21 protein-coding genes and 1 pseudogene are annotated in these 23,154 nt (G+C 64.6%); 18 read left to right on the forward strand and 4 right to left on the reverse strand.

Annotated features, from left to right (window positions below):
- From KQ305_RS12395 to KQ305_RS12405, 3 genes and pseudogenes are all read left to right on the forward strand, one after another.
- A pseudogene (locus tag KQ305_RS12395) lies at positions 1-268 on the forward strand (photosystem II D2 protein (photosystem q(a) protein)); the annotation flags it as partial.
- Positions 252-1,640: a photosystem II reaction center protein CP43 gene (psbC, locus tag KQ305_RS12400; RefSeq protein ID WP_216905891.1), complete on the forward strand. Its 1,389-nt coding sequence runs from the start codon at positions 252-254 to the stop codon at positions 1,638-1,640. The pseudogene KQ305_RS12395 and the gene psbC, both read left to right, overlap by 17 nt.
- Positions 1,641-1,780: 140 nt before the next feature.
- Positions 1,781-2,890, forward strand: a complete 1,110-nt coding sequence (locus KQ305_RS12405) for a hypothetical protein (protein WP_259725713.1) — start codon at positions 1,781-1,783, stop codon at positions 2,888-2,890.
- Here KQ305_RS12405 and KQ305_RS12410 read toward each other — a convergent pair.
- Positions 2,875-3,480 carry a nucleoside triphosphate pyrophosphatase gene (locus KQ305_RS12410; protein ID WP_259725714.1) on the reverse strand — a complete coding sequence of 202 codons (606 nt, stop codon included), beginning with the start codon at positions 3,478-3,480 and terminating at the stop codon, positions 2,875-2,877. The genes KQ305_RS12405 and KQ305_RS12410 overlap by 16 nt on opposite strands.
- A 52-nt stretch (positions 3,481-3,532) precedes the next feature.
- Between KQ305_RS12410 and KQ305_RS12415 the strand changes: the two genes are divergently transcribed.
- The 7 genes from KQ305_RS12415 (at position 3,533) to glf (ending at position 9,755) form a co-directional block, all read left to right on the forward strand.
- Positions 3,533-3,907 carry an Npun_F0494 family protein gene (locus tag KQ305_RS12415; RefSeq protein WP_259725715.1) on the forward strand — a complete coding sequence of 125 codons (375 nt, stop codon included), beginning with the start codon at positions 3,533-3,535 and terminating at the stop codon, positions 3,905-3,907.
- A gap of 32 nt (positions 3,908-3,939) precedes the next feature.
- Complete coding sequence (locus tag KQ305_RS12420) at positions 3,940-5,457, forward strand: cobyric acid synthase (protein WP_259725837.1); 1,518 nt, start codon at positions 3,940-3,942, stop codon at positions 5,455-5,457.
- A 320-nt stretch (positions 5,458-5,777) separates the two neighbouring features.
- Positions 5,778-6,050 (forward strand): hypothetical protein, encoded by a 273-nt coding sequence (locus tag KQ305_RS12425; RefSeq protein WP_259725716.1) that lies wholly within the window; start codon positions 5,778-5,780, stop codon positions 6,048-6,050.
- Positions 6,051-6,154: 104 nt separating this feature from the next.
- On the forward strand, positions 6,155-6,379 hold the full coding sequence (locus KQ305_RS12430) for a 2Fe-2S iron-sulfur cluster-binding protein (protein ID WP_399231610.1): 225 nt from the start codon (positions 6,155-6,157) through the stop codon (positions 6,377-6,379).
- Positions 6,380-6,384: 5 nt separating this feature from the next.
- A complete protein-coding gene (locus KQ305_RS12435; RefSeq protein ID WP_259725717.1) occupies positions 6,385-7,425 on the forward strand; it encodes a hypothetical protein in 1,041 nt (346 codons plus the stop codon).
- Positions 7,426-7,543: 118 nt separating this feature from the next.
- The gene (locus KQ305_RS12440) at positions 7,544-8,596 is read left to right on the forward strand and encodes a radical SAM protein (protein WP_259725718.1); all 1,053 of its coding nucleotides are present in this window, start codon (positions 7,544-7,546) and stop codon (positions 8,594-8,596) included.
- Between the two features lie 28 nt (positions 8,597-8,624).
- Positions 8,625-9,755: a UDP-galactopyranose mutase gene (gene glf, locus KQ305_RS12445; protein WP_259725719.1), complete on the forward strand. Its 1,131-nt coding sequence runs from the start codon at positions 8,625-8,627 to the stop codon at positions 9,753-9,755.
- On the opposite strand, the gene mnmA is transcribed toward glf, so the two are convergent.
- Positions 9,740-10,921: a tRNA 2-thiouridine(34) synthase MnmA gene (gene mnmA / locus KQ305_RS12450; RefSeq protein ID WP_259725839.1), complete on the reverse strand. Its 1,182-nt coding sequence runs from the start codon at positions 10,919-10,921 to the stop codon at positions 9,740-9,742. The two genes, glf and mnmA, sit on opposite strands and share 16 nt — an antisense overlap.
- Positions 10,922-11,036: 115 nt before the next feature.
- On the opposite strand from mnmA, the gene KQ305_RS12455 reads away from it, so the two are divergent.
- Together KQ305_RS12455 and KQ305_RS12460 are read left to right on the forward strand one after the other, a co-directional pair.
- Positions 11,037-12,674: an NAD(P)H-hydrate epimerase gene (locus KQ305_RS12455; protein ID WP_259725720.1), complete on the forward strand. Its 1,638-nt coding sequence runs from the start codon at positions 11,037-11,039 to the stop codon at positions 12,672-12,674.
- 244 nt (positions 12,675-12,918) lie between these two features.
- Complete coding sequence (locus tag KQ305_RS12460) at positions 12,919-13,848, forward strand: sigma-70 family RNA polymerase sigma factor (protein ID WP_259725721.1); 930 nt, start codon at positions 12,919-12,921, stop codon at positions 13,846-13,848.
- Positions 13,849-13,860: 12 nt separating this feature from the next.
- Here the strand turns inward: KQ305_RS12460 and KQ305_RS12465 are convergent, their stop codons facing one another.
- Positions 13,861-14,739, reverse strand: a complete 879-nt coding sequence (locus KQ305_RS12465) for a hypothetical protein (protein ID WP_259725722.1) — start codon at positions 14,737-14,739, stop codon at positions 13,861-13,863.
- A 64-nt stretch (positions 14,740-14,803) separates the two neighbouring features.
- Complete coding sequence (gene pdhA / locus KQ305_RS12470; protein ID WP_259725723.1) at positions 14,804-15,913, reverse strand: pyruvate dehydrogenase (acetyl-transferring) E1 component subunit alpha; 1,110 nt, start codon at positions 15,911-15,913, stop codon at positions 14,804-14,806.
- Between the two features lie 108 nt (positions 15,914-16,021).
- Between pdhA and KQ305_RS12475 the strand changes: the two genes are divergently transcribed.
- The 6 genes from KQ305_RS12475 to gmd all read left to right on the forward strand — a co-directional run bounded on the left by KQ305_RS12475 (position 16,022) and on the right by gmd (position 23,140).
- Complete coding sequence (locus KQ305_RS12475; RefSeq protein ID WP_259725724.1) at positions 16,022-17,995, forward strand: ARC6/PARC6 family protein; 1,974 nt, start codon at positions 16,022-16,024, stop codon at positions 17,993-17,995.
- Positions 17,995-19,479 carry a signal recognition particle protein gene (gene ffh / locus KQ305_RS12480; protein WP_259725725.1) on the forward strand — a complete coding sequence of 495 codons (1,485 nt, stop codon included), beginning with the start codon at positions 17,995-17,997 and terminating at the stop codon, positions 19,477-19,479. The genes KQ305_RS12475 and ffh overlap by 1 nt, the downstream gene beginning before the upstream one ends.
- 46 nt (positions 19,480-19,525) lie before the next feature.
- Positions 19,526-19,951 carry a 30S ribosomal protein S16 gene (rpsP, locus tag KQ305_RS12485; protein ID WP_259725726.1) on the forward strand — a complete coding sequence of 142 codons (426 nt, stop codon included), beginning with the start codon at positions 19,526-19,528 and terminating at the stop codon, positions 19,949-19,951.
- Positions 19,948-20,940, forward strand: a complete 993-nt coding sequence (locus KQ305_RS12490; protein ID WP_259725840.1) for a PhoH family protein — start codon at positions 19,948-19,950, stop codon at positions 20,938-20,940. Before rpsP ends, KQ305_RS12490 begins: the two co-directional genes overlap by 4 nt.
- Positions 20,941-21,015: 75 nt before the next feature.
- On the forward strand, positions 21,016-21,744 hold the full coding sequence (locus KQ305_RS12495) for a Bax inhibitor-1 family protein (protein WP_259725727.1): 729 nt from the start codon (positions 21,016-21,018) through the stop codon (positions 21,742-21,744).
- Positions 21,745-22,015: 271 nt separating this feature from the next.
- Positions 22,016-23,140, forward strand: coding sequence for a GDP-mannose 4,6-dehydratase (gmd, locus tag KQ305_RS12500; protein ID WP_259725728.1), 1,125 nt, complete (start codon positions 22,016-22,018; stop codon positions 23,138-23,140).
- The last annotated feature ends 14 nt before the right edge of the window (positions 23,141-23,154 follow it).

Genomic DNA, 23,154 nt, shown 5'->3' on the forward strand with positions numbered 1-23,154 from the left:
GCGCTGGCTGCACTTCTTCATGCTGTTCGTGCCGGTGATGGGTCTGTGGACCAGCAGCATCGGCATCATCGGTCTGGCCCTCAACCTGCGGGCCTATGACTTTGTGAGCCAGGAGATCCGCGCCGCGGAGGATCCTGAATTCGAAACGTTCTACACCAAGAACATTCTGCTTAACGAAGGTCTGCGTGCCTGGATGGCCCCAGCCGACCAGCCGCACGAAAACTTCATCTTCCCTGAAGAGGTTCTGCCCCGTGGAAACGCCCTTTAATTCCGGTCTCATTTCGGTCGGGGGCAAGGACCTCGACTCCACCGGCTATGCCTGGTGGGCTGGCAATGCCAGGCTGATCAACCTGTCCGGTCGTCTGCTGGGCGCCCACGTGGCCCACGCGGGCCTGATGGTCTTCTGGGCCGGAGCCATGATGCTGTTCGAGGTGAGCCACTTCACCTTCGACAAGCCCATGTATGAGCAGGGCCTGATCCTGTTCCCCCACGTCGCCACCCTCGGCTACGGCGTAGGCCCCGGTGGTGAAGTCACCGATCTCTATCCGTTCTTCGTCGTCGGTGTTCTGCACCTGATCAGTTCCGCCGTACTCGGTCTCGGTGGCCTGTATCACGCCCTGCGCGGCCCCGAGATCCTGGAGAACTACTCCGCGTTCTTCTCCCAGGACTGGCGCGACAAGAACCAGATGACCAACATCATTGGTTACCACCTGATCCTTCTCGGTGTGGGTGCCCTGCTGCTGGTGTTCAAGGCCATGTTCTTCGGCGGTGTCTACGACACCTGGGCGCCAGGCGGTGGTGATGTGCGTCTGATCAGCAACCCCACCCTCAGCCCCGGCGTGATCTTCGGTTATCTCACCCGCGCCCCCTTCGGTGGCGAGGGCTGGATCATCGGCGTCGACTCGATGGAGGACATCATCGGTGGCCACATCTGGATCGGCCTGATCTGCATCTTCGGTGGCATCTGGCACGTGATCACCAAGCCCTTCGGCTGGGTGCGCCGCGCCTTCATCTGGAACGGTGAGGCCTACCTGAGCTACAGCCTCGGCGCGCTGAGCTTCATGAGCTTCATCGCCTCCTCGTACATCTGGTTCAACAACACCGCCTATCCCTCGGAGTTCTACGGCCCCACCAACGCCGAATCCTCCCAGGCCCAGAGCTTCACCTTCCTGGTGCGCGACCAGCGCATGGGCGCCAACATCGGTTCCGCCATGGGCCCCACCGGCCTGGGTAAATACCTGATGCGCTCCCCCACCGGTGAGATCATCTTCGGTGGTGAAACCATGCGCTTCTGGGACTTCCGCGGTCCTTGGCTGGAGCCCCTGAGGGGCCCCAACGGTCTGAGCCTTGACAAGCTCCAGAACGACATCCAGCCCTGGCAGGTGCGTCGGGCCGCCGAGTACATGACCCACGCCCCCAACGCTTCACTGAACTCCGTCGGCGGCATCATCACTGAGCCCAACTCGGTGAACTTCGTCAACATCCGCCAGTGGTTGGCCTCCACGCAGTTCGTGCTGGCCTTCTTCTTCCTGGTTGGTCACCTGTGGCATGCGGGCCGCGCCCGTGCTGCCGCCGCCGGTTTCGAGAAGGGTATCGACCGTCAGGCCGAGCCCACCCTGGCCATGCCAGATCTTGACTGAGGGTTGTCAGGGAATCGTCCATAGGTTTCCTGCCCTTCAGTCCTTACAAGGCCTCCGCCTACGGGCGGGGGCTTTTTGCTGGCCTTGATGATCCGCTGACTCGGTAGCATGACGTGCCACACATGCCATTGGACGATCGGATGGGTGATCCTGCCCGAACTGACGAGGAGAGCCTGTGGAGCAGGATTTCGGGCAAGATCCACCGCTCACCGCGCACACTCAGGGCGCTGCTGGAGCAAAGGATCCAGCGCCAAACTCAGGCCATCCAAAAATATATCAGTCGTCGCAAGTTCTCAAGAGTAGGTGCTTCTTTACGTCGCCGGAATCCGAATGCCGAGGGCCTGGTTTTGACCACGCGCATGGTGGATGCCACCAACCCATCCATCGCGCACTGGGCAGACTGGAGCCTGACGAGGTATGGCTTCAGCGGAGACCTCAGAGCACAGCCACGGCTGATCTACGTCAAGGCGGTTCCGGAATGCCTGGATCAATTCCTTCAAGATTATCTTCCACTTCTCAAGGCCTCGACACGCGTCGTCCTGATCACAGGTGATGCCGACACCACCCTGCCCCAGCAAGTCGATCTGCGATTTCCTGATTACCTCGCCTCAGGGCTCCAGCAGCGCCTGTTGAAACTCCTTGAAGATTCCAGGCTTCTGCATTGGTACGCAGAAAATCTGGATATCCGATTGGTCGGCGTCACACCGATTCCGCTGGGCTGTGTCAACAGCGATGGCCATGTCATCTATCAACAGATCATCACGCAAGCAACTCCGATCGCCATTCGAGCGAAGCCTCTCAAGGCTTTCTGCGCCCATTACGTCCGTGAAGGCCCGCAATGGAACACAAGAAAACAGGTCACAAGGCTCGCGAAAGACAACTGGCGTGACTTCGTTGATGTTCACGAGCAGATTCCTTACAACGATTTCTTCTCAACTCTCAAGACCTACCCCTTCGTCCTCTGCGTTGGGGGCGGCGGACTCGACCCTTCGCCAAAAGCCTTCACAGCCCTTCTGGCCGGTGCGATCCCGATCATCGAAAGGAATCCCACCACGGACGCCTACAGAGACCTGCCGGTGGCCTACGTCGACAGCTGGGAAGCCCAGAGTCTTGATCCCTCCCGGCTGCAGGCCTGGCTGGATCAATTGCATCCCTATTTCGAGGATCCAGCCAAGCGTCACGCCGTGCTCGAGAAGATGTCAATGGCCAGCTGGCTGCTGCGGATCCGCGACCATCACCCAAGGGCCTGACCGAGTGCTCCGGGGCCAAGCCAGCGCCGCATCAGGGGCAGGCTGAGCCCGATCACATTGCTGAAGCAGCCCTCGAGCCGCTCCACCACCAGGCCGCCGCGGCCCTCAAGGGCAAAGCCACCGGCACAGGCGAGGGGCTCACCACTGGCCACGTAGGAGTCGATGTCCGCTGGGCTGAGCGCAGCGAAATGCACCCGGGTGGACACCACCGCCTGCAGGGGTGCGGCACTGGCTCCAGGCGCAGATGGCCGCACCAGGGCATGGCCGGTGTGCAGATCGCCCCAGCCGCCGGCCATGCGCCGCCAGCGATCGGCCGCCTCAGCGGCATTCCGGGGCTTGCCCCACACCTCCTGCTGCACCACCAACAAGGAATCGCAGCCCAGCACGCCCATCGACGGCCACACCGCCTCGGAGGTCAGGGTGCTCGCGACGGCCTGGGCTTTGGCCAGGGCCAACCGCTGAGCGAGCTGCAATGGATCCGCCTCCTGGATCCCCTCCTCATCCACGCCGCTGACCTGCACCCGGTGGGGCACACCCGCCTGTTGGAGCAGGCGACGGCGGGCAGGGGAAGCGGAAGCCAACAGGAGCAAGGGTGGGCCGGCGGGAACTCCAGCCTGCCCGTCGATTGGGGAGAATGGGGCGATGGCACAAGCCAATACCGAGACCCGATCGCTGGCGCGGGCCGCCCTCTCCCTCCGCTGCCTCCCCTTCCGCCGCGGCTTCTACGAGGCGGTGGAAGGAAGGGCCCTCAGCAGCGAGGATCTTGCCCGCCAGGCCGACGTCACCTCCGCCCTCACCTTCTTTCCCCTCAGCAGCGAACGGGCCGAAGACCATTTCCTCTGGCTGATCCGGCTGGGAGTGCTGCGGCGGGAAGTCGACGGTCAAGGGCTGACCTCACGGGTGCGGCTGACGCCGATGGGCCGCCAGGTGCTGCGGGGCTGGCCGAGCGAGATTCCCCGGGCGGGACGGCGGCAGCGGATCCTGGAGGCGCTGCGCCGCCACCGACCCCGCCTTTGACCCGCCCCCATCCCGACTCACCCCAGCCCTTGATGGTGCTGGGCACCAGCAGCGGCGCCGGCAAATCGCTGATGACCGCCGCCCTCTGCCGGGTGCTGCGGCGCCGTGGGGAGCAGCCCCTGCCCTTCAAGGGGCAGAACATGAGCCTCAATGCCTGGGTCGACCAGCAGGGCGGGGAAATGGCCTACTCCCAGGCCCTGCAGGCCTGGGCCGCCGGCCTGGAGCCGCGGGTGGCGATGAATCCGGTGCTGCTGAAGCCCAGGGGCGACAGCACCAGTGAAGTGATTCATCTGGGCCGCTCAGTGGGAACGGCTCGGGCAGAGCACTATTACCGCGACTGGTTCCGGCCCGGCTGGGCCGCGATCCGGACGGGTCTGGAGGAGCTCCAGGCGTCCCATCCCGGCGGCCGACTGGTGCTGGAGGGGGCCGGCAGCCCGGTGGAGGTGAATCTGCAGGCCAGGGACCTCACCAATCTGAGGCTGGCCCAGTTCCTGCGTGCCCGCTGCCTGCTGGTGGCGGACATCGAACGGGGTGGCGTCTTCGCCCAGATCGTGGGCACCCTGGCCCTGCTGAGGCCCGTGGAGCGCCCCCTGATCGGCGGTTTGCTGATCAACCGCTTCCGCGGCCGCCGTTCCCTGTTCGATGAGGGCCGTCGCTGGCTGGAGCGGGAAACCGGACTGCCCGTGCTCGGTGTGATGCCCTGGCTCGATGAGCTGTTCCCTCCGGAAGACTCCCTTGATCTGCTGGAGAGGGCCAGCCGCAAACCCTGCAGCGAACTCAACATCGCGGTGCTGCGACTGCCCTCCCTGAGCAATTTCTCCGATCTCGACCCCCTGGAAGCGGAGACCAGCGTGCAGCTGCAATGGCGGCGGCCGGGGGAGCCGCTGGGCCAACCCGATGCCGTGATCCTGCCCGGCAGCAAGCAGACCCTGCGGGACCTGCAGGCCCTGCGCAGCAGCGGCATGGCGACCGAGCTTCAGGCCTATGTGGCCCGGGGGGGGCAGCTGTTCGCCCTCTGCGGCGGCCTGCAGATGCTGGGCCAGGAGCTGCACGACCCCGATGGGTTGGAAGGGGAGCGGGCCGGTGAGCGGGTGGCCGGGCTGGGCCTGCTGCCCCTGCGCACTGTGTTCGAGGGCACCAAGGCCCTGCGGCAACGGCGCAGCCGGGCCCTCTGGCCCCCAGGCCCGGGCGAACCGCCCCTGATCGAGGGGTTCGAGCTCCATCAAGGGCGCAGCGAGCAGACGGACCAGACGCCGTGCGCCCCCCTGGCGGAGGACCGCCAGCTGGGCTGGTGGGCGGCCTCGGGGACCCAGGGAGGTCTGGTGGCGGGCACCTACCTGCACGGCATCTTCGAGAACGGCCCCTGGCGACGGCGCTGGCTGAACCAGCTGCGCCAACGGTGCGATCTGCCGCCCCTGGGGGAGAACCAACCCCACCACGGACGCCAGCGGGACGCCCTGCTCGACCGCCTTGCCGACGCCTTTGAGGCCCACATCGATCTGGCGCCCCTGCTGACCGGAGGGGATTGCCCCGAGCCGCCGCCTAGCTGATCACCAGATAAGCCCTGGGGTTCGGCTGATGGCGCGGCCTTGCGCCAGGCGTGCCCTCCAACGCCTTGATAGGGGTCGATGGAGGCCAAGGATCTCGATGTGATCGGGAGCCCTCGGCCAGACGTTGCTGTGCCCATGGGGCGATCGTGAACACGACCAGCATCTATTCGACCTCGATCCGCGCCTGTGCGTTTGGCTTACATATGCAGGGAGAATTGCAACGGTTCCTATGGATCTGAGCCATTCACCCGTGAAGTTTGTTCCATCAACAGCGGTCCAACGCTCCCACTGGAGATATCCCATCTGCGGAGCTGTGTGCCATGGCTTCTCACAACAACTTGCGTCATCATCTTCGCAAGAATGGCCGCCGTGTCCTGGCCACCGCAACCGTTCTCGGCCTGAGCCTTGCTGGCGATGCCGTCGTTAATCTCGGTGCCACAGAAAAGAAGAGCATCGACGAAGGCAGCACCTCCCTGGCTGATGTCAAAAAATATGGCCTCAGCTTCAACGGGGAAGTCCGGGGCAAGAAGATCAACGGCTGCTGCAACGTGAATGGCAAGGGAACGATCACGGAGTTCAAGCAAGGCCTCTGATCCTTGAGGCAAGCCCGGCCGCTGCACCCCTGAGCGCCGGGCAGCACCTAGATTTTCACGATTGCAAGCCCCCACCCATCGGCATCCCCCGGCCTGCCATCACCATCGCCTGGCCAAATGGTCAAACCAGCTCGGCCATCCCCGGCCAGGACTGGCTGGATGCCGCGCGTCAGGCCGGCGTCATGATCCCCACCGCCTGCTTGGGGGGCAGCTGTGGCGCTTGTGAGATCGAGGTCAACGGACGGATGGTGCGGGCCTGCATCGCCACCGTGCCATCCAGTCCCAGTGGCAGGCTGACGGTGAGCCTGGCCAGCGATCCCTTCTGGTGACGGGTGTGAGTTCACAGCCCCGGTTTCACATCCTGTCGATCGATTTCCAGGATCTCGATGTGATCTGGAATGTTCGGCTTTTCTACATGGCCGCCGGATATTCGCTGATCCGTGAGTGGGTCGATTCGGAGCTGGAGCTGCTGGTGATCCTGCGGGGCGATCCCGGGCTTTCGCACCAGGGATACGACGGGGCCGTCCATGTGTACGACTACGTGAAGGAAATCCAGGTGGATTGGCGCTCCCGCTTTCCCCAGGCCCGTGAGATTCGGCTGATTTCGCTCTTCCGGCCCAACTCACTGCCGGAGGGGACCCGCTGGGTGCAGGGGTACCTGCCGGTCGTTCCCGAGTTCTGGCAACAGCGTCCCTTCCGCAAACGGGCCGGCAGGCCCTTGCACATTGCCAACTTCAAGCCGATGGGGGATGACCCCTACCAGCAGGATCTGGCCCACCTCGCCCGCAGGGGACTGGTGGAGGTCCATGGCCGCCACTGGGACAGAATCGGCCTGAGCACCCACGGGCTCAGCTATCTGGAGGCGAACCGGCTGCTGGCTGGCGCCTATTGCTGCTACGGGCTCATGTATCCCTACCAACGGGGCACCACCCTCTCCGGCCGGATGTGGCAAGCCCCCCTGCATGGCTGCCTCGTGATCAGCGAAGAGGGCACCAACCCCCTGGGGCTGCCAGGCCTCCTTGAGGTGCAGCGATTCGCTCCGGACACGCTGCTGAGCGTGGCCTCGATCCGGACGTGCTGGCAGATCCAGAGGGAGGCCACCCGCTACTGGCACGAGGCCACCGAGAGACTGGCCCACCAGCTGGACCTGCCTGTTTACCTGGGCCCTTCGGCCTCCCAGCTGGCAACCTGCCGGCGGAGCAGGCGCGCCCAGCACCGGCAGGTGGTCTGGGGCCGCCGGCTGCATCGGCTGGCGCGCTGGCTGACCCCTCCCCCGATCAGCTGCTGGTGGCGACGGCGCCAACGGACGCTCCAGGGGCTGGGGCGAATCTTGGGCGCTGCGGCAAGACAGGGCAGCGGGTCAACCGACCGCTGAAATCCCTTTGGCGCCTATGTCGTTCGCGCGACATCATGGAACGAAAACCTTGGGGACTTCGATGACAGCGGGCAGGAGCTACGATGCGAGTACTTAAGACGCTTGGATAGGAATTTAAATGGCCTTGCCAACAGTTCTGAAGCGTGCCGTTCCTGCGAACGTGCAATCGGCGGTTAAACGCTTACTGTGGCCTGAATATTCACCCAAGCCTCCCGGTCAGAAAGTCATTGAATTCTGGGTGGATGTGGTGAGTGGCTGCAACCTCCGCTGCACGGCCTGTCCCGTTGGCATGCCGGAGTTCACCAACAGCATCGGGCAGAAACTGACGGAGATGCCGATTGAGTTGTTCGAAAAGATCTGCCTCAAAGCGAAGGCTGACACCAATGGCAACTGCCGATTCGGCCTCTACAACTGGACCGAGCCGACGCTCCATTCCAAGCTGCATGAGCTGATTGCCTGCGCCGAGAGCCATGGCGTTCCCTGCGGGATCTCTTCGAATCTCAATTACGACTACGACTGGGCCCTGCTGAAACCGCTGCATCTCTGGAATTTCACGATCACGGTGTCGGGTTTCACCCAGCGCACCTATCAGATCAACCACAAGGGTGGGCGCATTGAACCGGTCCTCGCCAACCTGATCCGCATTTCGGAAACCCTTGGCGACTGGGATTGCTACAAGAATATTGATGTGCGCTATCTGGTGCACAAGCAGAACCAGCACGAAGTGCATCTGTTCAAGCATTTCTGCGACAAACTGGGGTTGAATTTCTCCCCCTATCACGCTTACTACATGCCCATCGACAAGATGTTTGATGGCTTGGAAGAGATTCCCCCTGAGCTGGAGTATATCTATTACAGCCCCCAGCTGGTTCAGCAGGCCATCGGTAGTCATCGTTCCCAGAATTGCTTCATGCGCGAATCCCAGGTTTGCCTGAATCATGAAGGCAATTTCTCCGTCTGCTGCGTGCAATCCCCCTCAGCGCCCCCAATGGCCAACTATCTCGATACGCCTTATCAGACGATGCAGAAGATGCGCTATGCCAGCGATCTCTGCGATAAATGCACCAGCAGCGGCATCAACATTTTCGCTACCTACGGCATGCAGGAACCACCGGAAATCCAGCAATCGATCGAAGATCTTCTGCCCGTTGACCTGAAGGATTTTCGCTGAGGGTGACCATCCTGCCATCCGCTGATCCTTGACTTCCACTGACCACAGCGACGCCATCGCTTACGACTATTTGATCGTCGGCTGTGGTCTCTTCGGAGCTACGTTTGCCCGGCTGGCCACCGATGCCGGCAAGCGCTGCCTTGTCATCGACCGCCGCCCGCACATCGGCGGCAACTGCTACACGGAGAACCTGGAAGGCATCAACGTTCATCGTTACGGTGCCCATATCTTCCATACGAGCAACAAGGCGGTCTGGAGCTTTGTCAACAGGTTCGCAGAATTCAACAACTACATTAATTCTCCCAAGGCGATCTCAGGCGGGAAGCTTTATTCGCTTCCCTTCAATATGAACACGTTTTATGAGCTCTGGCAAACCCGTACGCCTGCGGAAGCCAGACAGAGAATCGAGGCCCAGCGCTTTCTCGGTGAACCGACCAATCTGGAAGAGCAGGCTCTCTCCCTCGTAGGGAAGGACATCTACGAGGCCCTGATCCGTGACTACACCTGCAAACAATGGGGGAAAGACCCTCGGGAGCTGCCGGCCTTCATCATCAAGCGGTTGCCGTTGCGCTTCACCTACGACAACAACTACTTCACCGACCGCTACCAGGGCATCCCCATCGGAGGCTATACGGCCCTGTTCGAGGCCATGCTGGAGGGCATTGAAGTGCGTCTGAATGTCGATTTTCTCGACAACCGGACCCAGTTGGCAAGCCTGGCCAGAAAGGTTGTCTACACCGGTTGCATCGACCAGTACTTCGACGCTGAGCTCGGCCGGCTGGAGTACCGCTCCCTTGACTTCGAGAACAGCATCGAAGACCTCGAGAATTTCCAGGGGAACGCCGTGATCAACTACTGCGATACCAGTGAGCCCTTCACGCGCATCATCGAGCACAAACACTTCGAGCGTTCAACGTCCGAAGTCACGGTCATCACCAGGGAGTATCCCAAAGCCTGCACCGGCGAAGCCATTCCCTACTACCCGGTCAACGACCCAGCCAACCAATCGCTCTATCGGCGTTACCAGGAGCTATCCCACAACGCTGACAATGTCATCTTCGGTGGACGTCTCTCCGAGTACAAGTACATGGATATGCACGTGGTGATCGAATCGGCGATGAACCGGTTCCGCAGCGATACACGTCAACCGTCGGCCTGAATCAACCCGCCACCAAGCAGCACCTCGCCGCAGTAGAACACCGCCGCCTGCCCGGGTGCCACAGAGAACTGGGGCTCGGCGAAGTCGAGCCGGGCCCGGTGCGGCCGTTCGGCGCCGTGGTCGGCGGCCGTCTCCGGCAGGGGGGTCAGCAGGGCACGTTCCGGCAGGCTCCGGTATCTCACCTGCACCTCCACCGCGATCGGATGGTCCGGCGGGGCGATCGACACCCAATTAATGGCCCCCACCACGCAAGCCTGGCGGATCGCCTCCCGGCGGGGCGCCACCACCACCCGGTTCATGGCGGCATCCAGCCGCACCACATGGAGGGGTTCGCTCCAGGCCACCCCCAGCCCCTTGCGTTGTCCGATGGTGAAATGCTCGAGGCCGTCGTGGCAGCCCAGCACCGTGCCATCAGCCAGCACAATCTCCCCCTGGCGAGGCGGCAGGTAGGCGTCGAGGAAGGCCCGCATCGAGCCGTGGTGGTCGGCCAGGCAGAGATCCTGGCTTTCGGGCTTCTCGGCAGTGCGCAGACCAAGGCGAGAGGCTTCGGCGCGGGTCGCGTCCTTGGTGAGCTCACCCAGGGGAAACACCAGGCGCCCGAGCACCCACTGGGGCAGGTCGTAAAGGAAATAGCTCTGATCCTTGTGGGAATCCAGGCCCCGCAACAGCTGGTGGCGGCCGGCCCCATCCCCAGGCAGGGGCTGGCCGTCTGGGGCGCCCGCCGGCCGCTGCCGGGCGTAGTGGCCGGTGGCGAGGCGGCTGAGGCCACGCTCCGCCTCGGCCCACTCCAGCATCGGAGCGAATTTGACCGACCGGTTGCAGCGGGAGCAGGGCAGGGGTGTGAGGCCCTCGCCGTAGCCCTCCACAAGGAACTCGACGATCTGCTCCTGGAAGCGGGCCCGGCTGTCGACGACATGGTGGGGCACCCCCAGCTGGTCGCAGATGCCGGCCGCATCCACCAGGCCCTCGGCGCAGCAGGAGCCCTTGCCGCTCATCAGCCACAGGGTGAGGCCTTCGACCTCCCAGCCAGCGGCCACAAGGAGGGCCGCGGTCAGGGAGCTGTCCACGCCTCCGGAGAGTCCCACGGCCACCCGCCGCTCGGCGGGCCACGCCCGTAACCACGCCAGCACCTCGGCAACAGCGGCAGCGGGCGTACCCGACGTGATGGTGACGGAGTCAGACGATGTGGAGACGGTGGAGCTCAAGGATCCCGGTGGGTGGAACGAACAGATCGCCCCATCATGGGAGAGCACTGCTCGGGCCGCCGTGAGCTTCCGGTCGATGCCCTCCTCGTGGCCGCCGGTGGATGCCGACCACGTCCTGGTGAGCAGCACCACGATGGCCGCCATCGAGCAGGAGCTGTTCGCCAGCGGCCTGCCGGTGGAGGCCCTGATGGAGAAGGCCGCCCTGGCCGTGAGCCGCCGCCTCCTGGAGCGGCCAGGCCGAGATCACCACGACGGCCTGCTGGTGCTGGTGGGACCCGGCCACAACGGTGGCGATGGGCTCGTGGTGGCCAGGGAATGGCATCTGGCCGGAGGCCGGGTGCGGATCTGGTGCCCCTTCGAGCGCCGCCGCCCCCTCACCGAGGCCCACCTGCGCCATGCCCACTGGCTGGGTCTTCCCCTGCTGGACACTCCACCGGACCCCGCCGATGCCGCGCTCTGGGTGGATGCCCTGTTCGGGATCGGCCAACACCGCCCGCCAGACGCAGGGATCGAAACCCTGCTGCGGGCTCGCCAGAGCCGGCGGCCTGGCGGCCTTGTGGCCATCGACGTCCCGACCGGACTGGATGCCGATGACGGTGGGCTGCTCGGCACGGTGGCAGCCACCGCCTCGACCACCTACTCCATCGGGCTGATCAAACGGGGGCTGGTGCAGGATGCCGCCCTGCGCTGGGTGGGCCGGCTTGAACGGATCTGCCTCGGACTGCCACCCACCCTCCTGGGCCAGCCTCCCGCCGATCTCCTGCTGGGCCTGACAGCCGCCGACCGGGCCTCGGCCCCCTGGCCCGTGCCGGATCCGGCCGCGGGAAAGTACGGACGGGGACGCCTGCTGGTCCTCGCGGGCAGCCGCCGATTCAGGGGGGCCGCCCACCTGGCCCTGGCGGGCGCCACGGCGTCCGGATGCGGCAGCCTCCGGAGCGCTCCGCCCCGGGAGATCGCCCCCCAGCTCTGGCAGGTCCATCCCCACGTGGTGCTGGAGCCCGCCCTTGGAGCCACCCCGGCCGGGGGCCTGGCTCTGGGTGATCTGGGCGAAGGCTGGCTGGATCGACTGGATGCCGTGCTCCTGGGTCCCGGCCTGGGTGGGCTGGGCAACGCCGGTGAGTCTGTGGCGGCGGCGATCGAAGCCAGGGAACGGGAGCGCTGGCAGGAGCTGGGCGACTTTGAAGGTCTGCTGGTGCTTGATGCCGATGGCCTCAACCGCCTGGCGGCCATGGGCACCGACTGGCTCCAGGGGCGCCGGGGGCCCACCTGGATCACCCCCCACGAGGGGGAGTTCCGCAGGCTCTTTCCCGATCTGGCCACGCTGCCCCGACCGGAGGCGGCGTTGGCGGCAGCCCGCCGCAGCGGCGCCAGCGTTCTGCTCAAGGGAGCCCGCAGTGTCGTGGCGACACCGGACGGCTGCCGCCGCTGGCAATTGCTCTCGGCCTGCCCGGACGCCGCCAGGGCCGGCCTCGGCGATGTGCTCGCCGGCTACGCGGCAGGACGGGGGGCCATGGCCCTGGCCGCCGCAGGTCTGCCGCCCAACGATGGGGCCAGCGCCGATGGGGCCTGGCTTGCGGCCGCCGCCCTTGACCATGCCCTTGCCGGTCTCCGCTGCCGGGAGCACAGCGGTGCCGGGGGCGTGACGCCGTTCGCGGTGGCCGAAGCACTGGCCCAGCGTGGAGAACAGGCAACAGCCGAAGGGGACCTGTGCTGAAGATCCAGGACTGGAGGATTAAGGAGAGCAAGGCCACTTTGTAATCTGGCAAGCCTCAGCGCTCTCCATTACATCAACCTGGAAATTAGCCCTTTGCTCATCCAAAAGAAGTCAATCGCTAAAGAAAAGAAAATGTGTGTGGTTTCACTAGTAATTCCTTAAAAGTTGTTCAAGACACTTTTCGTGCTTGCCATAGGGTGGATAATTCAAGACCACATCCGATGGCGCCACTTCGCCCCCTCCTATGACCGCCTCTGCCGTCACGACGAGAAGGGAAGGCTCCAGCCGCAGAGGGAGCGATTCCATCACCTGGTATCTCACCTCGATTGGCAGGGAGCCTCTACTGACGCCAGCTGAGGAGATCGAGCTCGGGAACCAGGTGCAGGCCATGATGCACCTGGTCGAAGAAACGAAAAACGCCTACTCCGTCAAGGAGAACAAGACGATCAAGATCGGACGGCGCTCCAAGGAGCGGATGATGCGTGCCAATCTTCGGCTGGTAGTCAGCGTGGCGAAGAAGTACCAGGGCAAGGGCCTTGAGTTGCTCGATCTGATCCAGGAGGGCTCCCTGGGTCTCGAGCGCGCCGTCGAAAAGTTTGATCCCACCCGGGGTTACAAGTTCTCCACCTATGCCTTCTGGTGGATCCGCCAGAGCATGACGCGGGCCATTGCCTGCCAGTCCAGGGCCATCCGCCTGCCGGTCCACCTGAGCGAGCGCCTCACCACGATCCGCAAGGTGAGCATTGAGCTCGCCCACAAGCTCGGCGCCATGCCCAGCCGTAGCGAAATCTCCGAAGCCATGGCCATTCCCGTCGAAGAGCTTGACTCCCTGCTTCGCCAGGCCCTCACCATTTCAAGCCTGGACGCCCCCATTCATGCGGAAGATGGTCGCAGCTTCCTGGGAGATCTGATCGCCGATGTTTCCGCTGAAGAACCCCTCGACCGCATCGAGCGGGGCATGCATCAGGAGCAGCTGGCTGAGCTGATGGGTCACCTCTCCGCACAGGAAAAGGAGGTTCTGGCCCTGCGCTTCGGCCTCGACGGCATGGAGCGCCACACCTTGGCCGAGATCGGCCGACAGCTGGACGTCTCGCGCGAAAGGGTCCGGCAGATTGAACTCAAGGCCCTGCGCAAGCTGCGCAGCCTCTCCACGCGTTCCGCTCCTCTGGCCTGATCAGCCGGGGCTTCAACCTGGCCGCCATCCGTCCAGGAGTCGCTTCAGCCTGCCCTTGGCCTGGAGAGAGGCGATCTTCCATCGGCTCTCCCCTTTGAGGCCGCGATCACGGCGGATCTGGATCGGGGAATCGCCGACCATCTCCCAGTCCGGCAGCCAGCAGTTGTCAGCCCGCGGAAACCAGAATTCAAACACCGAAATTGTCGAAATTGGCAGCAACTTGCCAAGGATCGAATAGATCGACTGATCATGGCGATGCTCGATGAAGCCCTCGAGGTTGGGCGCCAGCGAGGGGCGATCATCGATCATGGAGAAATCGTCACTGAATACCCTGATCCAGTGGCGCATGAAGTCCATCGAAGCGGGGCATTTACGCACAAAGAAGGTGGTAGCTCCCAGCTGCTGGGTGCCTGTGATCTCCGGTCTGTCCCGAACCGCCAGCCGGTCGAGAAGGTCGCCCTTCGTCCATTTGTGTTCCCCCTGATCAGGGAACTGACGTCCCTCGTACACCAAGGATCCGTTGGGGGGCAGGCATTCAAAACCCTGCAGGCCCGATGGCGCCTCTACGGTCATGGAGAACAGCTCCAGCAGCCGCTCTCGTCCGGCTGGATTGAGATGACAGCCGGAATCGATCCAGTGCACCTGATCGCCATCCTGCAGACGTTCGAGGGTCTGAAGCACGATCTGGGGCTTCCAGGCGTAGTAGCCGAAGCCGCGATGCTCGGGAGTCAGGTAGTCCTTGAATCGCTGCCGAAAATCGGGGCTGAGATCCCTTTCCGAAGCCGAAACGATCTCCGTATAAACCTCCATCTCCTTCGCCTGACGACATAATCGTCGTCGGGCCGCTTTCATGCGGCTGTCGGTGAATGTGACAAGAACACGTTTGGTCATCAGACCGACTACCTTCAGGGCAATTAAGTGCTCTTAAACAGGAAGAATCAATGCCCGATCTGATTCAGTCTTCGGCCCAGATGTAGCGGGTGAGTTCGCTGCTGTCGGGCTCGGGCGCTGCGAGGGCGAACTCCACACAGTCGGCCACTTCGGCATCGATCTCCTTCTCGATCGCCTTGAGCTCCTCGGCCGTGGCCAGGCCCATCTCCGTCAGGCGCAGCGCCAGTTGCTTGATCGGATCGCGCTTGGCCCAGAACTCCTTCTCGGCGGCTTCGCGGAGTTCGTCAGGATCCGCCAGGGAATGGCCACGGAACCGGTAGGTGAGGCACTCCAGCAGGGTGGGACCTTCTCCGGCCCTGGCCCGCTCGATGGCCCGTTGGGCCGCCGCCCTTACGGCCAGCACATCCATCCCATCGACTTCTTCGCCGACCATGCCGAAGCCCGCCGCCTTGCGCCAGATCTCCGGCTCGCTGGTGGCCCGGTTGTGATCCATGCCGATGGCCCAGCGGTTGTTCTCCACCACGAACAGAATCGGCAGCTTCCACAGCGATGCCATGTTCAGGCATTCGTAGAACTGGCCGATGTTGCAGGTGCCATCCCCGAAGAAGGCGGCCGTGACGGCATCGCTGTCGGCCTGGCCGAGGGCGTCCCGCTTGTAGCGGCTGGTGAAAGCCGCTCCCAGGGCCACCGGGATGCCCTCGCCGATGAAGGCATAACCGCCGAGCAGATGGTGCTCGCGGGAGAACAGGTGCATGGACCCCCCGCGGCCCTTGCTGCAGCCCGTGGCCTTGCCGAACAGCTCGCTCATGACCTCCCGAGCCGGCACACCGCAGCTCAGGGCGTGCACGTGGTCGCGGTAGGTGCTGCAGAACCAGTCGTGCTGGAGGCGCATCGCCCGGATCACCCCGGTGGAGACGGCCTCCTGACCGTTGTAGAGATGCACGAAGCCGAACATCTTGCCGCGGTAGTACATCTCGGCGCACTTGTCCTCGAAGCGGCGCCCCAGGGTCATGTCGCGGTAGAGCATCAGGCCCTCCTCCCGGCTGACCGTGGCTCGCTCGGCCGGGTAGAGACCCTCCAACCGCACCGCGTGGCTGCCGGCCTCCTCAGAAGACGCGGCGGGCCCAGGATTGGAGGGCTGGGCTGCCCGCGCCGCGGTCAATTCCTGAGTCATGGCAGGAAAGCGTTGCGTTTCGTGGCCTCGACTGTACGGGGTCCGTTCCCTGGTGACAGTCAAAACCACTGCCTCTGACTACAGTCGCGCCCCAGCGTCATCATCGGATTGGACCTGCCGATCGATCATTTCCGCTTGCTGGGCGTTGCCCCGTCCGCCGATGCCCAGGGTGTCCTGCGCACCCTCCAATCGCGCCTGGACCGTCTGCCCCACGGCGGGTTCAGCCCCGAAACCCTGCAGGCGCGGGCGGAGCTGCTCAGGGCCAGCGCCGACCTGCTCTCCGATGCCGATCGGCGCGCCGCCTACGAAGCCGAATTGACGGGGCTGGCTGACACCGACGGCACCCTGCAGCCGGCCCTGGAGATTGCCACAACCCGACAGGTGGGGGGCCTGCTGCTGCTGATGGAGGGAGGCCAACCCCTGGAAGCCTTTGAGTTGGCCAGCCGCTCGCTGCAGCCACCCCAGTCGCCCACCCTGGGCAGTGGCCGTGAAGCCGATCTCACGCTCCTGGCGGGGTTGGCCTGCCTCGCGGCCGCCGGCGAACTGGAGGAGCAGCGGCGCTTCGAGGCCGCCGCCCGCAGCCTCCAACAGGGTCTGCAGCTGCTGCAACGCCTTGGCAGGCAACCCGAACTCAGGGAAACCATGCACGCCCAGCTGGAACACCTCACGCCTTACCGGGTGCTTGACCTGCTGAGCAGGGATCTGGTCGCCGGCGTCGAGCGGCAGGAGGGCCTGGAGCTGCTCGAACAACTGGTGCAGCGGCGCGGCGGCCTCGAAGGCGAGGGCGATGCCCAATTCCCGAGCCAGGATTTCCAGCCCTTCTTCCACCAGATCCGTGCCTTCCTCACCGTTCAGGAGCAGGTGGATCTGTTCAGCCGCTGGGCGGCCACCGGCTCCGACGCTGCCGACTTCCTGGCCACCATCGCCCTGACCGCCTCCGGTTTCGCCCAGCGCAAGCCCGAGCGCATCGCCGAGGCCAGACACCGGCTGCAGCGCAGCGGACGGGAGGGCGTCGAACCGCTGCTCGCCAACCTGCATCTGCTGCTGGGCGAAGCCGATACGGCGCGGGCCTGCTTCGACCGGGGCGCCAGCCAGGAACTCAAGGACTGGGCGGCTGGCAAGAGCACCGATCCCCTTGGTCAGCTCTGCGCCTACTGCAGCGACTGGTTGGTTCGGGATGTGCTGCCGGGCTACCGGGACCTGGAAGCCGAGCCCGATCTGGTGGCCTATTTCAGTGACCGGGACGTCGTGGCCTACGTGGAGCGGGAGGATCAGCGCAGAGGACGCTCCTACCTCTCGGCCCCGGTCGCCGCGGAGTCGGCCGAATCCTCCGCCTTCCCCCCCTTCGACGACCTCGGCCTGGAAACGCTGGCGCCCCCCGCGCCCCTGGACCTCGCTGGAGGTGCCGCCGGCGGCTTTGCCCCATTCCCTGCGGCCGACGCCGTAACGGATCCCGATGACGACGGGGAACTCGACGACGAGGTGCCCCTGCGCTGGCCAGTGCCGCCGAGGCCCTGGCTGCTGGGGGGCGGTGCCGCCCTGGTGCTGGTGCTGGCCGCTGCCTGGGGGCTGCGACAGCGCCAGAGCCCACCCCCATCGGCCCCAGCGCCAGCACCGCCGGTCACGGCACCAGCCCCCAGTGCACCGGCTCCTGCCCCAAGGGCCACCAAAGAGCTGAGCATCACCCCACTCACCGCCAGCCGTCCCGATGCGGCCCAGGTCCGCCGCCTGCTGGAGAACTGGCTGGCGGTGAAGGGGGGCGTGCTGGCGGGCGAACCGATGCCGCAGGGCCTGGATCGCATCGCCCGGGAAGGGCCGATGGCCCTGCTCGCCAGGGAGCGCCGCGGTGATATCGCCCGGGGCCAGACCCAGCAACTGGACGCTCAGATCATCGATCTCAGACTGTCGGAAAATGGCCCCCGGCGCATCGTCGCCGTCGTCCAGCTTCGCTACAGCGACCGCCGCCTCGATGCAACCGGAACAGTGATCGAGACCACGGCGCCGATGGAGCTGCGCAATGGTTATGTATTCGGACGCGACGGCGACAGCTGGCGCCTGGCGGCCACCCAATCCCTCAACTGATGTTCGACGAACTCTCCCAGCGCTTTGAAGACGCGGTCAAGGGACTGCGCGGCCAGGCGGCCATTTCGGAATCGAACGTCGATGGGGCCCTCAGGGAGGTGAGACGGGCGCTGCTGGAGGCCGACGTGAGCCTGCCGGTGGTGAAGGAGTTCGTCGAGGAGGTGCGGCGCAAAGCCGTAGGCGCCGAGGTCGTCCGCGGGGTGAGCCCGGATCAGAAGTTCATCCAGTTGGTGCACGAGCAGCTCGTCGACACCATGGGCGGTGCCAACGCCCCCCTGGCCAGGGCAGCGGAAGGCCCCACGGTGATCCTGATGGCCGGTCTGCAGGGGGCCGGCAAGACCACCGCCACCGCCAAGCTTGGCCTGCATCTCAAGGAGCAGGGACGGCGCCCCCTGCTGGTGGCCGCCGACGTCTATCGGCCGGCCGCCATCGACCAGTTGCAGACCCTGGGCCGCCAGATCGGCGTGGAGGTGTTCAGCCTCGGCAGTGAGGTCAGCCCCGAAGCGATTGCTGCCGCCGGCGTGGCCAAGGGGCGGGAGGAAGGCTTCGACACCGTTCTGGTGGATACCGCTGGCCGGCTCCAGATCGACACCTCAATGATGGAGGAGATGGTCCGGATCCGGGAGGCTTCGGCCCCGGATGAAGTGCTGCTGGTGGTGGATTCCATGATTGGCCAGGAAGCGGCCGATCTCACCAGGGCCTTCCATGAGCAGGTGGGCATCACCGGCGCCGTGCTCACCAAGCTGGATGGGGATTCCCGCGGTGGGGCTGCGCTCTCGATCCGCAAGGTGAGCGGCGCGCCGATCAAGTTCATCGGCACCGGCGAGAAGGTGGAGGCGCTGCAGCCCTTCCACCCAGAGCGAATGGCGAGCCGGATCCTGGGAATGGGAGATGTGCTCACCCTGGTGGAGAAGGCCACCAAGGAGGTGGAGCTGGCCGACGTGGAGAAGATGCAGCGCAAGCTGCAGGAAGCCAGCTTCGATTTCTCCGATTTCGTCCAGCAGATGCGCCTGATCAAGCGCATGGGCTCCCTCGGCGGGTTGATGAAGCTGATCCCGGGAATGAACAAGATCGACGACGGCATGCTCCGGCAGGGCGAAAGCCAGCTCAAGCGCATCGAGGCCATGATCGGCTCGATGACCGAGGCCGAACGGCGCCAGCCCGAACTGCTCGCCTCCCAACCCTCCCGCCGCCGCCGCATCGCCGCCGGCAGCGGCCACAAGCCAGCCGACGTGGACAAGGTTCTCGCCGACTTCCAGAAGATGCGCGGCTTCATGCAGCAGATGAGCCGTGGTGGCATGCCAGGGATGCCAGGGATGCCGGGGATGCCGGGGATGCCTGGCATGGGTGGCTTTCCCGGGATGGGCGGCATGCCAGGGATGGGCGGGATGCCGGGGATGGGGGCTCCTGGTGGCCGTGGCGGCGGCAAGCCACCCAGGCCCCCCAAGCCGGCCAAGAAGCGCAAAGGGTTTGGACAGCTGTGAACCGGCCTGTAGGATTTGGGGCTGCATTTCGAGCACCCTTTTCCAGATGATCAAGCTCCGGCTGAAGCGGTTCGGCAAGAAACGGGAAGCGAGTTTCCGTCTGGTGGCCACCAACAGCACCTCCCGCCGCGATGGCCGTCCGCTCGAGGAACTGGGCTTCTACAACCCCCGCACCAAAGAGACGCGCCTGGACACCGAGGCCATCCGCCTCCGCCTCGGCCAGGGGGCCCAACCCACCGACACCGTGCGCACGCTGCTCGAGAAGGGCGGTCTGATCGAGAAAACCATCCGGCCGGCCGAAACCGTCGGCAAACTCAAGCAGGCCGCGGCCCGAGAGGCCGCCGCTGCCGCCGCCGTCAAGGAAGCGCAAGCCGCCAAGGAAGCCGCTGCAGCCAAGCTGGCTGAAGAAGCCGCTGCCGCCGCCGAGGCTGCCGCTGCAGCCACCGCCGAACCTGCCGCCGCCGAGGCCTGAGCGAGCTCTCCTCCACGTTTGCCCTGCCTGACAGTGGAGCCGCCGTTGCCTTGGCGGGTCCAGATGGTTCGACGCTGCGCCGGCTTGAAGCCCTCACGGGTGCCCAAGTCGTTCTTCGGGGCCTTGATCTTCAGATTCGGGGCCGGCCGACCCAGGTGGAGCGCCTGCTGGCCCTGATCAAGCTGTTGGAGTCCCTCTGGCAACGGGGGGAGCCCATCAGCCCAGTGGACATCCAGTCCGCCCTGACGGCCCTGGACACCGGCCGTTCCGACCAGCACCGCAGCATGGGCCTGCAGGTACTGGCCACCAGTGTCACCGGCAGGCCCCTTCGGCCCCGCACCCTGCGGCAGAACAGCTATGTCGAGGCGATCGAACGCCACGACCTGACCCTGGCGATCGGCCCAGCCGGCACCGGCAAAACCTTCCTCGCCACAATCCTGGCCGTACGGATGTTGCAGGAACGCAAGGTGGAGCGGCTGGTGCTCACCCGACCGGCGGTTGAGGCGGGCGAACGGCTCGGCTTCCTGCCCGGTGACCTGCAGCAGAAGGTCGATCCCTATCTGCGTCCCCTTTATGACGCCCTCCATGGGCTTCTGGGCCAGGAACGCACCGCCCAGCTCCTGGACAAAGGAGTGATCGAGGTGGCGCCCCTGGCCTTCATGCGCGGCCGCACCCTGGCCGATGCCTTCGTGATCCTCGATGAGGCCCAGAACACCACCTGCGCCCAGATGCGGATGGTGCTGACGCGGTTGGGGGAGAACTCCCGCATGGTCGTGACGGGGGACACCACCCAGATCGATCTGCCCCCGGGCCAGCTGAGCGGCCTGGTGGAGGCGGAGCAGGTGCTGCAGGGGGTGGAAGGCGTGGCCATCTGCCAGTTCACCGATGCGGATGTGGTGCGCCACCCTCTGGTGCAGCGTCTGGTGCAGGCCTATGCCCGCCGCGACGCCTCCCCTCCAGGCCGCCGAGCCACGCCCCAGCTCCGATAGGGAGATCCGCACAGGTGTTTCTACCGAGTGCGAGCGGCCGCTGGCAGGATGGACGCAATTGATCCCATCGAAGCCATGCCGGCCAGAAGCAATTTCCAGGAAGCGATCCGCGAGGCCCAGTCCGGCGCCCTGATCGGACCCAACGTCGTCAACAAGGCCCTTCCCTATGTAGGCGGCGGCATGGTGCTCACCGCCGTCGGCGTCGTCGGTGGTCTGGCGATGGTCGGTAGCCCGATCTTCATGCCCCTCTTCTGGGTGTCCCTGATCGGCAACTTCATCCTGTTCTTCGTGGCCCAGAACGCGGCGATGAAGGGCAACAACGGCACCGCCCTGCCGATCCTGGCCACCTACAGCCTGATCACCGGCTTCACCCTCAGCGGGATCGTGGCGATGGCGATCGGCACCGCCGGCATTGGAGCGATCGGTACTGCCGCCCTGGCCACGGGCATCACCTTCGTGATCGCCTCGGTGGTGGGCCGCAACATGAGCGACAACCTCGGCCAGGCCCTCAGCGGCGTGGTGGGTCTCGGCATCGTCGGGTTGCTGATCGCCATGGTGGTTCAGGTGGTGGGCGGCATTTTCATCCCAGGTTTCGGGGGCAATGGCTTCGAGCTGATGATCGCCGGCTTCGGCACCGTGCTGTTTGTCGGAGCGGCCTTCGTCGATTTCTACACAATGCCCCGCACGTACAACGACGACCAGTATCTGGCCGGTGCCCTGGGCATGTACCTCACCTACATCAACCTCTTTATTTTCATCCTGAGGCTGATCATCGCCCTCCAGGGCGGTGGACGACGCGACTGAGCACCACGCTCCACTCCATAGGATTTCCTTCGTATGGACCTGTCCTTATCGGATGGGTTCTTTTTTTCTGGGACGCTCTCAGACCAGTGGTGCACGACGCATCCTGCTTTCGTTTTCGGTGCCGATCTGAGCAGGAAACTTCTGACGTCTTGCTGACGTACGGCTAAGCTCCTTTGCGAACCGGCACGGCGGCATGGCCCAGCAGCTGGTGCGAGATGGCCGCTGAACAGCTGAGCTGCCCCCTTTATCCCTTGAATGCCCTAAAAATCCCATGACCAAAACAGCTCTGATCACCGGGATCACTGGCCAGGATGGTTCCTATCTGGCGGAGTTGCTCCTGGACAAAGGGTATGTGGTGCATGGAATCAAGCGGCGGGCCAGCAGCTTCAACACCGACCGGATCGATCACCTGTACCAGGATCCCCATGAGCGGGATCCACGGCTGGTTCTGCACTATGGAGATCTGACGGACTCAAGCAATCTAATCAGGATTGTTCAACAGATCCAACCTGATGAGATTTACAACCTCGGGGCCCAGAGCCACGTGGCGGTGAGTTTTGAAAGCCCCGAATACACAGCCAACTCAGACGCCCTCGGCACCCTGCGGATCCTCGAGGCAGTACGCATTCTTGGGCTGACGCAAAAGACCCGCATTTATCAGGCCAGTACCAGCGAGCTCTATGGCTTGGTGCAAGAGATCCCCCAGAAAGAAACTACCCCGTTCTACCCCCGCAGTCCCTACGGAGTGGCCAAGCTCTACGCCTATTGGATCACGGTCAATTACAGGGAGGCCTATGGCATGTATGCGTGTAACGGTATTCTTTTTAACCACGAAAGCCCCCGTCGAGGTGAGACCTTCGTGACCCGGAAGATCACCCGGGGCCTGGCACGTATTGATGCTGGTCTCGATCAGGGTCTGTTCATGGGCAACCTGGATTCCCTGCGCGACTGGGGTCACGCCAGGGACTACGTCGAGATGCAGTGGCGGATGCTGCAGCAGGAGCATCCTGAAGACTTCGTGATCGCCACGGGCCGGCAGGAATCGGTACGACGGTTCATCGAACTCACCGCTGAAGAGCTTGGCTGGGGCGGCATTAACTGGGAGGGCAGCGGCGTCGAGGAAACGGGCGCCCGTCGTGACACCGGGGCCACAGTGGTGCGCATCGACCGGCGTTACTTCCGGCCAGCGGAGGTGGAGACCCTGCTTGGGGACCCGACCCGCGCCCGGGAACGGCTGGGGTGGACGCCCACCACAACATTGGAGGAACTGGTGGCGGAAATGGTCGCCACCGACAAGGAGGAAGCCGCCAAGGAGGCCACGCTCCGCCGGGAGGGCTTCACCGTCGTCGGCTCCATGGAGAACCCTCCCCAGATCGGACTGAAGGCCTCGCTGTGAGACAACATCCAAAC

The sequence above is a fragment of the Synechococcus sp. CS-1332 genome (assembly GCF_025127995.1).
In the GTDB taxonomy this organism is placed as follows: domain Bacteria; phylum Cyanobacteriota; class Cyanobacteriia; order PCC-6307; family Cyanobiaceae; genus Cyanobium.